Annotated in this window: 11 protein-coding genes and 4 pseudogenes; 8 read left to right on the top strand and 7 right to left on the bottom strand. The window is 69.4% G+C overall.

The features are described 5' to 3' along the window. Nucleotides 1-279: 279 nt before the first annotated feature. The 4 genes and pseudogenes from ACFXB5_RS01115 to ACFXB5_RS01100 form a co-directional block, all read left to right on the top strand. A pseudogene (locus ACFXB5_RS01115) lies at nucleotides 280-1,200 on the top strand (integrase); the annotation flags it as partial. A gap of 61 nt (nucleotides 1,201-1,261) precedes the next feature. Next, nucleotides 1,262-1,984, top strand: coding sequence for a hypothetical protein (locus tag ACFXB5_RS01110; RefSeq protein WP_385201185.1), 723 nt, complete (start codon nucleotides 1,262-1,264; stop codon nucleotides 1,982-1,984). Then, entirely contained in the window at nucleotides 1,981-2,598 is a 618-nt protein-coding gene (locus ACFXB5_RS01105) for a V-type ATP synthase subunit D (RefSeq protein WP_385201357.1), read from the top strand. The genes ACFXB5_RS01110 and ACFXB5_RS01105 overlap by 4 nt, the downstream gene beginning before the upstream one ends. Before the next feature lie 125 nt (nucleotides 2,599-2,723). Next, a complete protein-coding gene (locus tag ACFXB5_RS01100; protein ID WP_385201184.1) occupies nucleotides 2,724-3,323 on the top strand; it encodes a hypothetical protein in 600 nt (199 codons plus the stop codon). A 75-nt stretch (nucleotides 3,324-3,398) separates the two neighbouring features. Here the strand turns inward: ACFXB5_RS01100 and ACFXB5_RS01095 are convergent, their stop codons facing one another. Further along, complete coding sequence (locus tag ACFXB5_RS01095) at nucleotides 3,399-4,073, bottom strand: CBS domain-containing protein (protein ID WP_037959887.1); 675 nt, start codon at nucleotides 4,071-4,073, stop codon at nucleotides 3,399-3,401. 188 nt (nucleotides 4,074-4,261) lie between these two features. Here ACFXB5_RS01095 and ACFXB5_RS01090 point away from each other — a divergent pair, with 188 nt between their 5' ends. Both ACFXB5_RS01090 and ACFXB5_RS01085 read left to right on the top strand, forming a co-directional pair. After that, a complete protein-coding gene (locus tag ACFXB5_RS01090) occupies nucleotides 4,262-4,495 on the top strand; it encodes a DUF1918 domain-containing protein (RefSeq protein WP_385201355.1) in 234 nt (77 codons plus the stop codon). Continuing rightward, nucleotides 4,492-5,478 carry an Acg family FMN-binding oxidoreductase gene (locus ACFXB5_RS01085; RefSeq protein WP_385201182.1) on the top strand — a complete coding sequence of 329 codons (987 nt, stop codon included), beginning with the start codon at nucleotides 4,492-4,494 and terminating at the stop codon, nucleotides 5,476-5,478. The genes ACFXB5_RS01090 and ACFXB5_RS01085 overlap by 4 nt, the downstream gene beginning before the upstream one ends. A 29-nt stretch (nucleotides 5,479-5,507) precedes the next feature. Here the strand turns inward: ACFXB5_RS01085 and ACFXB5_RS01080 are convergent, their stop codons facing one another. The 3 genes from ACFXB5_RS01080 to ACFXB5_RS01070 form a co-directional block, all read right to left on the bottom strand. Beyond that, the gene (locus ACFXB5_RS01080; protein ID WP_037959884.1) at nucleotides 5,508-6,179 is read right to left on the bottom strand and encodes a CBS domain-containing protein; all 672 of its coding nucleotides are present in this window, start codon (nucleotides 6,177-6,179) and stop codon (nucleotides 5,508-5,510) included. A 311-nt stretch (nucleotides 6,180-6,490) separates the two neighbouring features. Continuing rightward, complete coding sequence (locus ACFXB5_RS01075; protein WP_241787947.1) at nucleotides 6,491-7,810, bottom strand: arylsulfotransferase family protein; 1,320 nt, start codon at nucleotides 7,808-7,810, stop codon at nucleotides 6,491-6,493. A gap of 617 nt (nucleotides 7,811-8,427) precedes the next feature. After that, nucleotides 8,428-8,595: a hypothetical protein gene (locus tag ACFXB5_RS01070; RefSeq protein ID WP_157857054.1), complete on the bottom strand. Its 168-nt coding sequence runs from the start codon at nucleotides 8,593-8,595 to the stop codon at nucleotides 8,428-8,430. 145 nt (nucleotides 8,596-8,740) lie between these two features. Between ACFXB5_RS01070 and ACFXB5_RS01065 the strand changes: the two are divergent. Further along, nucleotides 8,741-8,971, top strand: a pseudogene (locus ACFXB5_RS01065) (Na+/H+ antiporter NhaA); the annotation flags it as partial. A gap of 288 nt (nucleotides 8,972-9,259) precedes the next feature. On the opposite strand, the gene ACFXB5_RS01060 reads toward ACFXB5_RS01065, so the two are convergent. From ACFXB5_RS01060 to ACFXB5_RS01050, 3 genes and pseudogenes are all read right to left on the bottom strand, one after another. Continuing rightward, nucleotides 9,260-9,559, bottom strand: a complete 300-nt coding sequence (locus ACFXB5_RS01060) for a universal stress protein (protein ID WP_385201179.1) — start codon at nucleotides 9,557-9,559, stop codon at nucleotides 9,260-9,262. 211 nt (nucleotides 9,560-9,770) lie between these two features. Further along, a pseudogene (locus ACFXB5_RS01055) lies at nucleotides 9,771-10,118 on the bottom strand (universal stress protein); the annotation flags it as partial. A gap of 362 nt (nucleotides 10,119-10,480) precedes the next feature. Next, nucleotides 10,481-12,881: pseudogene (locus tag ACFXB5_RS01050) on the bottom strand (glycoside hydrolase family 65 protein). Nucleotides 12,882-13,199: 318 nt separating this feature from the next. Here ACFXB5_RS01050 and ACFXB5_RS01045 point away from each other — a divergent pair. Then, the coding region (locus ACFXB5_RS01045) for a potassium channel family protein (protein ID WP_385201178.1) at nucleotides 13,200-13,609 on the top strand (410 nt) is incomplete at its 3' end.

Genomic DNA, 13,609 nt, shown 5'->3' with positions numbered 1-13,609 from the left:
CGGTCAAACGAAGGCCTTCCCGAACCAACCATCGGGGACAGCGATCCCCGCAGACGCCGCTTGACGAGCTACCGCGCGGGATGTTTACCACCTCGCCCACGCCAAAGCCCCTGGCCGAGCAAACAGCGCCCAGCTGAGAGGAAGTGTCGGGTGCTTGCGCGGCAGCAACTCCGTCGACCCGCTCGCGGATGAGTTCGGTGTGAACCTGTGGGGCTCGGTTATTCATCGTTGCTGGTCAAACGCTCCACCCGGCGTGCAGAGAGCTGCGACCATAAGGGGATGCTCGTGTCGCTCCTATACCAGGTGACTCGACGCCTTCTCGCCGTCCCGACGGTGCTTCTACGGCGGGACACCTCGAAGGAGGCCGAACTTCTTGTCCTGCGCCACGAAAACGCCGTGCTACGACGCCAACTACAAGGACGAGTACGGTACCAACCCGCGGACCGCCTGTGGTGCGCCTCCTTGTCCTCACTGATCCCCCGCCGCCGCTGGGCCAAGGTTCTCCCCATCACGCCCAGCACGTTATTGGCTTGGCACCGCAACCTCGTCGCCCGCCGATGGGACTACTCCCGACGACGCCGAGCTCCCGGACGGCCACCCACGCAGGCCGCCGTCAAGAAACTCGTACTGCGCCTCGCCCGCGAGAACAGCCGATGGGGCCATCGCCGGATTCAAGGTGAACTGGCCCGGCTCGGACACCCGATCGCGGCCTCGACCGTCTGGCAGATCCTCCACACCGCAGGCTTCGATCGCGCACCACGCCGCACCGGTCCAACCTGGCGCGAGTTCCTCTCTACGCAGGCCACCGGCCTGATCGCCTGCGACTTCATCCACATCGACACCATCAGCCTGCAACGTCTCCACGCTCTGATCTTCCTCGAGCACCACACCCGGCGCCTGCACATCGCAGGCGTCACCGCACACCCCACCGCTACCTGGGCCACCCAGCAAGCCCGCAACCTCGCCACCGACCTGGGCATACACATGGACTCGCTGCGCTTTCTCATCTGGGACCGCGACAGCAAGTACACCGACGCCTTCGACGCCGTGTTCCAGGCCGAGGACATCGAGATCATCAAGACGCCGTTCCGCGCGCCGAAGGCCAACGCCCACTGCGAACGAGTGATCGGCACTCTCCGCCGAGAAGTCCTCGACCACATACTCATCCTCGGCGAAGCCCACACGCGCCAGGTCCTGGCCACATACCAGAGGCACTACAACGCGCACCGCCCCCACCGAGCCCGACGCCAACTACCTCCCCATGCAGACGGGCAACCACCTCCGGTCCTGGAGCCGGCCAGTGGTGGTGATGACCGACATGACCGCCTACGCCGAGGCGCTGCGCGAAGTGTCCGCGGCCCGGGGCGAGGTCCCGGCCCGCCGCGCCTACCCCGGATACCTCTACAGCGACCTGGCCTCGCTCTACGAGCGCTGCGGCCGGATCCACGGCCGCACGGGCTCGGTCACCGTGCTGCCCGTCCTCACCATGCCCGCGGGCGACATCACCCATCCGGTGCCGGACCTGACCGGATACATCACCGAGGGGCAGATCGTACTCTCCCGCGAGGTGCATGCCCGGGGGGTGTATCCGCCGGTGGACGCCCTGGCGTCACTGTCCCGCCTGATGCGCAAGGGAGCCGGTCCCGGGCGCACCCGGCCCGACCACCTGGACCTCGCGGCCCAGACCCTGGCCGCGCTCGCCCGGGCCCGGCAGATGAACGAACTGTCGGACCTGGTGGGCGAGGCCGCCCTGAGCCCGACCGACCGCCGCTACCTCGACTTCGACGAGGCGTTCCTGCACGATTTCTTGCATCAGCGTCCCGACGAGGCCCGTCCTTTGGACCGGACGCTGGACGCCGCCTGGCAGGCGCTGCTCACCCTCCCCCGCGGAGAGCTCACCATGCTGCCCGCCGCGCTGCTGGACGCGCACGGCGCCCGGGCGGAGCCGGACGGCGGCGGCGAGCGGGACGGGCGGGAGCCATGACGGCCGCGACCGGGCCCCCGCCCTCACGTGCCGGACGGCTGCGCGTCCGGCACAGCCTGGACGTCGCACTGCGGGGTGCGGAGCTCCTGGAGCGGAAACTGCGCATCCTGCGGACGCGGCACGAGACCCTGCTGCGAGCCGAGGAAACCAGCGCGCAGGCATGGCGACGGGCCGTTCGGGAGGCCGAAACATGGCTGCTGAGAGGGGTGGTCCTGGGCGGCGAGCACACTCTGGAGGCAGCGACTGAGGGGCTCGGTGCCGCTGACTTCACCTGGCGTGAAGAGTCCACGGTCGGCGTTCGCCACCCCGCGCTCGCCTCGTGCCGGATCCCGGACCGCTCCCCCGACGCGGCCACGCCCGGCAACACCGCCCTACTGCACGCCGAGGCCGCCTACCGTCAGGCGCTGTCGGCCGGCACCGAGTACGCGGTCGCGCAGCAGGCCGCTCGGATCGTGGGGGCTGAGGCGGGGCACACCCGCCAGCGGGTCCGCGCCCTGCGACGCCATTGGATTCCCCGGCTGGAGGAGACACTCGCCCGGCTCGACCTGGCTCTCGAAGAGAGCGAACACGAGGATGCCGTACGCCGTCGCTGGGCCGCGGCCAGGCGGGGATGACCCGCTCCGCCGTCATCGTCGACGGCCACCGGCCGTCCGGACATACGTCCCAGTGGCAGACCGCCCTCCCGACGGCGGACCATGTCAGGTGGGGGTTCGGTGAAGCGAGTTCCGAGGGCCGGACCATGGACCGAGGCGAATATTGCGACGCACACGGACTCGGCATCCGCACGTACATGCGCCAGTCCGCATCCGGAAATCCCCTGCTGCGGCGCTCCGACCGGGTCCAGTTCTGGGTGTCCGTTCTGCTGATGGCCCTTCTGGCCGTCGGGCTTCCCGCCGCGTCCCTGAATGCCGGATGTGCCGTCTACACGTCCCAGATGCACACGGCACACGTCCAGGCGGCACAACGGCACCAGCTCACCGCACGCCTCATCGGCGATCCCGTGGACAGCGGAACCGGCAGGTGTCTGGGCCGGGTCCGCTGGACCGGAGCGGATGGCATCGAACACACAGCCGTCGCCCACGTGGCACGCCGCGCGACGCGGGGAGCCGACGTGATGGTCTGGGTGGACCGTCACGGTGACGTCGTCGAGGCACCCTTGCGGCCAGCTGTCGCGAGGACCACCGGGTGGATCGCGGGCACCGTCACGGCGGGTGCCGTGACACTCGTCATCCTCGGCCTCCGGACGGGCATCGCTCGCGTCATGGACCGCCGCAGGCAGGCTCGGTGGGGCGCCGAATGGGACCTGCTGGAACCCCGGTGGTCCCGGAGGCTTCCCTGAGCGTGAGGCATGCTCCCCGCAGCCGAGCACACCACCGCGCCCGGGCGTCGCCGCCGTCCCCTCGGCCGCCGACGCTCATGCGGCCGCGGAAGGACCTTGCATGTCATCGGTGCGGAAGGAGATGCGCTCGCTGACCGAGACCACTCCGTCCACGCTCCGGCACAGCCGGACGATGACCGGAATCAGACTTCGCAGTTCCACCGAGCCGCTCAGCGTGACCTCGCCTTCCCGCACCTCGACCGTCACGGCCGAGGGAGCCAGACGCAGGGTCCGGCTCAGCACATCGCGGCAGATCTCGTCGTGAATCGCATCGTCGTGGCGCAGGAAGATCCGCAACAGGTCACCGCGGCTGACGATGCCCAACAGCGTGTCGGTCTCGTCCACGACGGGAAGCCGTTTGATGTCGTGGACCGCCATCAGCCGGGCGGCCTCGGCCACCGTCCACTCGGGGCGTACGCACACGGCAGGGGCCGACATCAGCTCCTCCGCCCTCGCCCCCTCGGTCTTCGCCCGCTCCCATGCCTCCGGATGCGGGAGCAGGACCCGCCCGGACGGATCGGCCTGCCCCGACACCTTGCGCAGCAGATCGGCCTCGGACACCACCCCCATCGGGCGCTCGGAAGCGTCCACGACCGGCACCGCCGTGACGTCGTTCTCCGCGAGGAGCAAGACGAGTTCCTTGAACGGCATGCCGAGCGGGGCCCGGACCACCCCGCGGGTCATGAGTTCTCCGACTGTCCTGTGGTGCATCTGCCGCCTCCTTCGAGGGACTCGTACGAACACCGAGCCGGTCCCGTTGCCGGCTGCCAAGGGTGACAGCTCGCGAACCGCCGCCGGATGTGCCTCACGGCTTATGCGACCGGCCATTCGGCCCAGGACAGGGCTTGCCCGCCGTGCCATGGTGGAAAGAGAAGGAACGAACGGCAGGGAGGCCGGGAATGCATGCCCATGTCGGTGACCAGCTGATCGTCGAAAGCCCGACCACAGGCGCCACCAGGCGGGACGGTGAAATCATCGGGCTCCACCATGACGACGGAACACCTCCCTACGACGTGCGGTGGTCGGATTCCGATCGTGTCAGCCTCGTGTTCCCCGGCCCGGACGCACACATTCACCACATCGAGCACGCGTCGGAAAGACCCCGGGGCCCCATGGCCCCCGGATATCGGTGAGTGTTCAACCGCCGTCCGACGACGCCGTCGCGGCGCTGGCACGGGACGCCGCAGCCGCCCCGTCGATGCACAACGCCCAGCCCTGGCGGTTCCACTACTTCCGAGGCAGGCGCGTCTTCCACCTCCGGGGAGACCTCCGGGGTTCCCTGCCACACTCCGACCCGGACCTGCGCGCCCTGCACATCGGCTGCGGCGCGGCCCTGATGAATCTGCGGATCGCGGTCGCGCACGAGGGCTGGCAGGCGTCCACCCGGCTGCTTCCCGTCCCCGCGGACCCGATGCTGCTGGCCTCCGTGATGCTGACCGGCCCCTCCGACGGCGACGACCTGGCATCCCTGTACCCCGCTGTGCACGCCCGGCACACCAGCCGTTATCCCTTCGCCGACAGGGCGATTCCCGGTCCCGTGCGCACCGCTCTCGTCGACGCCGCACACCGCGAACACGTCTCGCTGTCGTTCGCTTCGGGGTGGCACCTTCAGGCCGTACTGGACCTGGTGCTGGAGGCCGAGGCCCGCAACCTCACCGATCCCGGTGTTGCGGCGGACCTGACCCGCTTCACCCGTAGGGCGGACGATACGCGGCCCGCCACGGAAGGTGTCCCGGAGTACGCCTTCGGGCCACGACGCCGGACCGGCAAGGCACCGGTGCGGGACTTCGCGGGTGGCAAGCCGGTCCCCGGCCGCCCGGCCGCCGACTTCGAGACCGCCCCCCACCTCGCCCTGCTGAGCACCGGACGGGACCGGCACGAGGACTGGCTGCGCACGGGCCAGGCGATGGAACGGGTCCTGCTGCACGCCACCCTTGAGGGCCTGGCCACCTCGTTCGTCACCCAGGCCTTGGAATGGCACGACCTGCGCTGGCCGCTGCGCGACCCGATGTCCGGCTCGGCGTATATGCAGATGGTACTGCGGCTGGGCTATGGGCGGCCGGGCGCGCAGACTCCCCGGCGGCCGGTCCACGAGGTCCTGGACATCGAGCCGTAACCCGCCTACCCGGTCGCGAAAGCCACGCTTCAGGACGGACTCGCCGCCCCAGCGTGTCCAGGGGCCCTGAAGTGGCATTCGACCTCCACGACACCCTCCACGGCCCGGGCAAGGCGCGCGGCCACCGGGATCAGCGCGGTGTCGTGCAGCTCTCCGCTGAGCGTGACCACGCCCTCGTCCACCCGCACATGGACGGCATGTCCGAGGCCGGGGAAGAGGCAGGCCACCACCGTGCGACGGACCTCCTCCGCGATGTCCTCGTCCGCCCGGAGGAACACCTTCAGCAGATCGCCCCGGCTGACGATGCCCTGCAACATCCCCTCGGCATCGACCACGGGGAGCCGCTTGACCCGCCTGACGGCCATGATCCTGGCTGCTTCGGCCAACGTGGCGTCCGTGTGCACGGTCACCGCCGGGGTGCTCATCAGCTCCTCCGCCGTCACCGCCCTCGCCTTCGCGAGGTCGGGCAAGCGCCGCATCTGCTCGAAACGGTCAGGATCACTGTCCCGGAACTCCTCCTTGGGCAGCAGATCCGCCTCGGAGACGACTCCGACCACCCGCCCTTCGCCTTCCAGGACCGGCATGGCACTCGCATGCCACTGGCCCAGGGTCTGCACGATTTCTTTGAACGGCGCGTCCCGCCCGACAGCGACGACCGTTCGCGTCATCACATCGCTCACGATGTGCGGAGTCTCAGGCACGGCCCTTCCTCCTCTCGTCGGCTTCCACCCGGCGTTTCCGGTCAGGCCGCCGCTTCAAGTGTCCGGCGGGCGGAGCCACTCGGCCACAGGAAGCGGTGTCCGACGGGTGCCGACACCGTTCACAAGCTCCGGCGGCCACCAGCTCAGCAGATCCGGGCAATCGCTCACCGGGCGGGAGGGCCCGATGCGGGCCACCGCGCCCGAGGGGGGACGTCCCGCGTGCGGGGCCGTGCCCGGGCCCACGTAGGTTCACGGATGATGAACCCACCGGCGCATCTTCCCGCCCGACTGCCTTGTCCTCTGGCAGCCCGTCAGCCGGACCGTTTCACGACCTTGGACGTCTTGAGGACTCTTCCTCTTGCGTCCAGTGCCCTGACTTGGAAGTACGGTCCGAGGCTGTTCGTGGTGATGGCGGTCTCGAATCCGGACCGTGGGGCGCGTCTGACGACGAGCGCCAGTGAGTCGGGATCGGGTCCGGCGAGTACCTGCCACGCTCTGGTCTGCGTCGAACCGTTCCAGGAAGCGTAGACGACGCTGCCTCCCCCACGGGCCCGTGCCGCCGCGCTCGGTGGGTAGTACGGCGTGCCGGTCCACTCGTACCGGAACGCTCGGTACGAGATGTTGGAGCCCGGCAGCTTCGCGTCGTAAAGCAGGCTCTGCGAGCCGTCGCCTTCGGTGTTCCCCGCGCCCCCGTACTCCGAGTAGTACGGACTCTGACCCCACCCGATGAATTCGTTGCCGTTGGAAAGGGCCTGGGTGTTTCCCTGGGTCGGCGAGTACAACGGCGGCTCGTGGTAGTAGGTCTTGTCCACGGTCGCCCTGCGGTTGCGGAAGTCAAGGTTGAGGATCAGGCCGTGTGACTGCTGTTCGGGTGCGCCGTCGGGCAGGTCGCAGCAGCCGTCGTCGAACATGCTGATCCGGCTTCCCGGCCGGAATCGGGCATCGTGCTGCCAGAAGAAGTCCGCGTTCGGGCCGAAGGTGAAGTCGCTCTTTTTTCCGCCGAGTTGCCAGCGGATCCTGCCGGACCCCTTGGAGACATTGTAGATCGCCCACATGTTCCGGGCCGAGATCAACAGTTGGTCTCCGGGGCCCTCGTCGATGGAGTTGATGTGGAAGGCGTCCCACACACCATCGGATGACGACGCGCTGGAGACCGGCTCCTCGGAGTCGGCCGGGTCCAGGTGGTCCAGCGCGTTCCACGAGTAGATGAGTCTGCCCGTGGCGAGGTCGACCTCCTGGACTTCGCTGTTCAGGATGGCTCCGTTCTCCGGACCTCCATAGGGCGTGAGATCCATGGGCACCGGCTTGGAGGCGAGGAAGAGCGCGGTGCCCCTGCGGGTCAGGGTGAACTCATGCTCGTCCGGGTAGTAGCCGTGATGCGCGAAGACCGTCCTGAGCAGGCGGTAGTGAGTGTCGTAGATGTAGTAGCACCCGCCCGGCTCCGGCGCCCCGGCCGGCAGGTTCGTATACCACGGCGGAAGGGCGAGGGACCCCTGCCACCAGGTCAGCACCGGCTGTCCCCGGTCCCCGTGGGGGTCGTAATAGGTCTGGACCTTGAAATCGGCGTTCTGGAGGTTGCTGGAGGGCAGCGGGCGGAACCAGACTGGATCGCCGGAATTATCGTTGATCAACGCTCCCGTCTGGCCAACCATCTGTTCCGCGCTGAACGGGCCGACGAAAATGTCTCCGCGGGCAGTCCCCGGTCTGTTCTCCGTCACGCTCACCCGCATGGGGTGAAGGCCCGGCTCCGAGACGAAGCTCCATACGTCGCTGCCCGACAGGATGGGGGGTGGAGTACTTTCCGATGGGGGAAAGGGCTCCGTCGCGCACAGGCGGGCGTGCCCCCGCGTGCTTACCGCGGCCGAGGGCACGCCGTTCGCGACGACACACCCCGCAAGGAGCATGCAGGCCCCGATGGTGCGGCGGGTCCCTCTTCGTGCCCGGTGAGCCTGCGGCTCTCGCGTCGCCATGGCCGTCTCCTTCGCGCGTGGGCGCCGCTTCTCCGATGGCGGTGGACCCGGAGTGATCAAGATCAGGGATCGCTTCTCGGGTGAGGGTAAGCAGCGAGAGCCGTCTGCACCTGCGTGACGTCAGTAAGGAGGCCATTCGGCAGCTTCGGTTTCACTCAGCCGGGCGACTGCGCCGTCGCAGGACCCGTCAGGTACGCTCCTCCGTCCGGGCCGTCTCCTCACACCGGCCGCCACAAGGAACCGGGCCGGCCACGACTCCGCCGAGCGAGGGCGTTCCTTCATAGGAAGAGAGCATGTGCGGTCGTGCTCCTCATCGGCGGGTTCACCGCTCCCTCAGGAGGCCCGGGCAGCTCCAGCGGTGTGGCGGACAGCGGGGACGTGGCGACTTCGGCGAGCATCCGCTCGTACCCGCCGAGGAAGTGGGAGGGTATCCGGCGCTGTCTCATCGCCCCGCTCCCTGTGGTCCGCGGGGTCCGGTGGGCGATTGTCCGGCGAGGAGTTCGCCCAGGCCCTGGCGGGTGACGGCCAGCACCACACGGGCACCGTCCCTGCCACCTCGGTTCGGACACCGGACCGAGAGCCCGGCGGGACGTGCCGCTCGGGATGGCCATCTGCGCGCTGACGTACGACGGTGGGGTGCGCCACCCCACCGTCGTCGGCGGGGCAATGGGACTGATCCTGCACACCACCCGTCACCAGGGCGAGGAGCTTCCTCGGGGGCGCACGGAGCATCTGCTGCGGCCCCTCTCGGCAGGGGTGGCGGTGCCACTGTTCGCCCTGTTCGCCGCCGGCGTGAGCATCTCGGCCGCCGCGCTGGGCGAGGGCGTCGTGCCGAGGGCGGGAACTGAAGGTGGCCCGGTGATGCGTACGCGGGATCTCTCCGAGTCTCACGCCCTTCGTGAGCACCGACCCGAGCTACCGCAGCCAACCGGACGCCGACGCACTCGGCACCACCGCAACCGATGCCGCGTCATGCACTGAGCGCTCAAGCTCCGGTGAACACGGTGCAGGCGGCATCTGCAAGCAGACACAGCCAGGGCCGCGTTCGCCTGCTCAGCGACGTACCAGGGCCGCAGGCGCTGTGGATCTCCTCCTCGCATGCCCCCGCCGTCATTCGTGGGGGACCACGGCGACCGGGCAGGCGGCGTGGTGCACGGCCGCCTGCACCACGGGGCCGAGGCGGGGGCCGAGGGTGGGTGGGTGTTTTCGCCGTCCCACCATCAGCAGATCACTGTCGGCCGCGGCCTGTACGACCGCCTGCGCGGGGCTCTCCAGCCGGAATTCGTCGATGACACTCACCCGGGGAAACTTCTCGCGCCACGGCCGCAGGACCTCGGCCAGTTCCTGTCGGGCCTGCTCGGCCAGGTCCCGGACCACGTCGGTCTCCGCGCCGCGGGCGGTGTTGTACACCGGGCCGGGCTTTCTTCCGTGGACGGCGTGCAGCGGGACACCACGGGTGAAGGCGGGTGACGTAGGCGAACTCGAGGAGGTTGTCCTGGGGACCGTGCAGGCTCAGGCCCACGACCACATGCCGTCGGCGTTCCTCCGCCGCCCGGTCCCCGCGCACCAGCACCACGGTCCGCTCCGCCCGACCGACGACCTGCAATCCGATGTCACCCAGGAAGAAACTCGCCACCCGGTCCAGCCCCCGGGAACCGAGCACCAGCATCCGCGACCGCGCGGCCGCGTCGAGGAGGGCCGTCTCGGCCTCGTCCGGGACCAGATCCTCCATGATGGTCAGTCGCGGATGGAGGCCGGACAGTTCGGTGTGCGCTTCGTACACGATCCGCTGCGCCCAGTAGTTCTGCTCGTCCGCAGCGGGACTGTCAGGCGTGGGCGGCGACAGCAAGATCCACGCGTGTGTCAGACGCAACGCCAGTTCACGCCGCTCCGCCTCGTCGGCAACCCAGCGAGCGGCGGCCAGGCTCTCGGCCGAACCGTCGAGGCCCACGGTGACCACTTGTTCCATGGCGGTTGCCTCGTCTCACAAGGAGTCCCTCTGCACATGGGAAGTACCCCCAAACCGTTCGAACCACCGCCCCGGTCGATGGGTGTGGCACCTCGTTCGGACTCGCGGCCACGCCGCTGGGACGGGAACGTCTCGCACGGGAGGAGGAACATGAACAGCCACGCGCCTCGGACGGACCACGCGACGCCACCTCCCCGGCTGCCTCGATGCTCGCCCTTGCCATGATCGGGTTCTTGGTCGTGTTCTGGGCGTGGTCCATGCTCGTCCCGCTCGCTCGGCATAGGCACAGGTGGAACGGCCATCTCCGCTGCGTATGGCCGTCGCCAGGCGCCCTGCTCCGTCGAGTTGCGGGCTCGACCGCGTCAGCGGCGGGGCAGCGACAGGGCGTGGCTCTCGCCGGGTGCGAGCGTGATGGTCCGGTCGGGGAGTACCAACCGAATCGGCCTCGCGATCGGAGTCGGGAACAACGACGCGAAGTCGGCCGCGGTCCAGGCGGAGGCTCACTCCCCAGTGGCCGCGGTAACGGAGGGAGAAGCGGAAGGCGGGCATTTCCGGCAACGGGGCCGGGTCCAGATGGAGTGCCCCGTCGTGGGCGCGCAATCCAGTCAGTCCACGCTGGACCAGGTCCAGGGTGCCGGCCATGGCGCCGAGGTGGATGCCTTCAGGGGTGGTTCCGCCCTGGATGTCGGCGACATCGGATTCCAGTGCCTGACGGCAGTATTCCCAGGCCGCCGAGCGCTTGGTCCGGGCAAGCACCCAGCCGTGCACCAGGCTGCTGAGAGTGGAACCGTGGCTGGTGCGGCTCAGGTAGTAGTCCACGGTGCGGCGCCAGACCACGTCGTCGACGGTGTATCCGAGCGTCCGGAAGAGCGCGGCCAGTTCCTCCTGCGCGAAGAGGTATCCGAGCATGAGGACATCGGCCTGCTTCGACGCCTGGTAGCGGTTGACCGAGTCGCCCTCGGCCTCGAGGATGCGGTCGAGGCGGCGGATGTCCCGGTACGTGGCGCGGTAGGCGTCCCAGTTCAGCTCGACCAGGTTCCCGTAGCCATCGAACTGGCTGATGACTCCGGCCTGGAAGGGCACGTACAGCCGCCGCGAGATCTCCTCCCAGCGAGCGAGTTCGGCCTCGTCCAAGGCCAGCCGCTCCAGCAGCTCCTGCCGTCGCCACACCGGCAGGCCGCGGGCGAGGTCGAGCGCCCGGCCGAGCACCCAAGCGGCGGTGACATTGGTGTACGCGTTGTCGTCCAGGCCCGGCCGAGGGGCGCCGGGATAGCCGTCGTGGTACTCGTCCGGGCCGACCACGCCCCGGATCCGGTAACGGCCGAGGCCGCCGTCGAAGTCCGCGAGGTCTCCCCAGAAGCGGGCGATCTGCAGGACCATCTCGGCGCCCTCGGTGTGCAGGAACTCGGTGTCGCCGCTGGCCTCGCAGTACTGCCACACGTCGTACGCCACCGCGGAGTTGACGTGGTGCTGCAACCGGGAGTGGTCCGGCAGCCAGTGCCCCGACCGCGGGTTGTAGTGCAGCCGCGGTGTCTCTTCCCGGCCGTCACTGCCGCTCTGCCACGGGTACATCGCTCCCCGGTGTCCCGCCTCGCGGGCGGCATGGCACGCCTGCGGCAGGCGCCGGTGGCGGTAGCGAAGCAGCCCCCTGGAGACCTCGGCAAAGTGCAGGTTCAGATAGGGCAGGACGAACAGCTCGTCCCAGAAGACGTGCCCCCGGTACGCCTCGCCGTGCAGACCGCGCGCCGGGATACCCACGTCCAGGTCGGCGGTGTGCGGCGAGAGGGTCTGGAGCACATGGAACAGATGGAGCCGGAGGATGCGGCCCGGTTCCCCGGGCACATCGAGTTCGGCGCGCCGCCACAGCCTGGCCCAGGCCGCGGCGTGCGAGGTGAGCAGTTCCGGGAAGTCCCCGGCCGCCTCCGCACGCTCCACCGCCGCCCGCAGCGGATCGCCGGTCGCGAGGTCCCGTGACGTGTGCAACGCCACGACCTTGTCCACGGTGACCGGCCGGCCCGACTCGATGGGTATCACCAAGCGGTGGCCGATACGGCGGCGGCCGGTACGCAGACGGGACGACTCGGGCTCCGCCCCCGCGACCCGCGTGCGCGCGGCGAGCGCGACGCCGACATCCGACGTCCGGGTCCGACACCGCAGCCATACGGCGCCGGATTCGGCTCCACCGGCCCGCACCTCGGTCAGGTGCTGCTCGCTGAGCCCTTGGTAGCGGCGCACGTTTGCGTTGCGCACATCGCCGTCCAGCGCCGATTCGACCTCGACCCGTCCCGACCAGCCCTCCGCCGTCAGAACGGTCCGCAGCGCGGCCACGTGGGGGTCACCCATGTGGACCAGCCTGGTCTGCTCCACACCCAGCCGGTGCCCGGAGTGGTCGCGGTAACTGATCGTCCGGGTGAGCGTCCCCGTACCCATGTCCAGGACCTGCCGGTAGTCGAGCAGCAGGCAATGGTCCGGGGAGAACCACGCGCCGGTGGTGCCGTCCTCGGGCAGCAGCCGAAGGCGCAGCGGCAGCCAGTTCGGCAGATTGACCATGTCCTCGTTCTCGACCTCGTGGCCCGAAATGTCGGAGCGCAGCCGGTCGTAGCAGCCCGCCACATACGTCCCCGGGTAGTGCACCGGGCCGGACCTGCTCTCGGGCGCCGCGCCACGGGTCGCGGTATAGCCGTTCCCCAAGGCGCACAGCGCCTCTCGCAGCCGCTCGGCGACGGGATCGTAGCCGCGGTATTCCCAGGTCCACTCCGGCACGGGCACTCCTCTCCTCGTCCCATGATGAGAATTCTGCGCCGACGGCGCACGTCGGCTGCCTCGCCGGTGGCCGGCCTTCGGCTCGCAGCCACAGTCCGGCGAGCCTGCGTTCCCCAGTGGTCGCTGAGCCATAGGGTCATGCCAGGCCGCCCTCGGTCGACGCACCGAACAGCGCCGTGGGAGACGCGCATGGAGTGGTTGGTCTCGTTGACCGGAGCCGGGCTGGTCATGGCCGCGCTGCGGGACCTGTTCCATACGCTCTGGCACCCGACTCGTCGGGGAGGCTTGAGCCGCCTCATCATGTCGGTATTGTGGAGAGTGTCCCAGCATGTCCCCGCGCGCAAGCGGGTGGCAGGGCTCGTCGGACCGCTGGCCATGGTCACCGTGGTCGTGATGTGGGCCTGCACCATCATCCTGGGGTGGGCCATCATCTACTGGCCCCACATGCCGGAGGCGTTCTCCTTCGGAAGCGGCCTGAAAGCTGCCCAACATGCGGGCCTGCTGGACGCCCTCTACGTCTCACTGGTCACGATCGCCACCCTCGGGCTCGGGGACATCGTGCCGACCGAGGACTGGCTGCGCATCGTAGCGCCGCTGGAAGCCCTCATCGGCTTCGCTCTGCTGACGGCCACGGTCACCTGGGTGCTCGAGATCTACCCGGCACTCGCCCGCAGGAGGGTCCTGGCGAGGCCCCGTGCGGGGGGGCGCCCAACCGTCCCCGAGGCCCC

Source organism: Streptomyces sp. NPDC059455, from assembly GCF_042750115.1.
Classification (GTDB): Bacteria; Actinomycetota; Actinomycetes; order Streptomycetales; family Streptomycetaceae; genus Streptomyces; species Streptomyces endocoffeicus.
The sequence above is the reverse complement of the archived record's forward strand: the minus strand, read 5'-3'. Positions and strand labels throughout refer to the sequence as shown.

Coding starts and splice junctions, on each gene's coding strand:
- ACFXB5_RS01090 (WP_385201355.1), top strand. CDS start 4,262: ATGCATGCCCATGTCGGTGACCAGCTGATCGTCGAAAGCCCGACCACA.
- ACFXB5_RS01110 (WP_385201185.1), top strand. CDS start 1,262: ATGCAGACGGGCAACCACCTCCGGTCCTGGAGCCGGCCAGTGGTGGTG.
- ACFXB5_RS01105 (WP_385201357.1), top strand. CDS start 1,981: ATGACGGCCGCGACCGGGCCCCCGCCCTCACGTGCCGGACGGCTGCGC.
- ACFXB5_RS01100 (WP_385201184.1), top strand. CDS start 2,724: ATGGACCGAGGCGAATATTGCGACGCACACGGACTCGGCATCCGCACG.
- ACFXB5_RS01070 (WP_157857054.1), bottom strand. CDS start 8,595: ATGAGACAGCGCCGGATACCCTCCCACTTCCTCGGCGGGTACGAGCGG.
- ACFXB5_RS01095 (WP_037959887.1), bottom strand. CDS start 4,073: ATGCACCACAGGACAGTCGGAGAACTCATGACCCGCGGGGTGGTCCGG.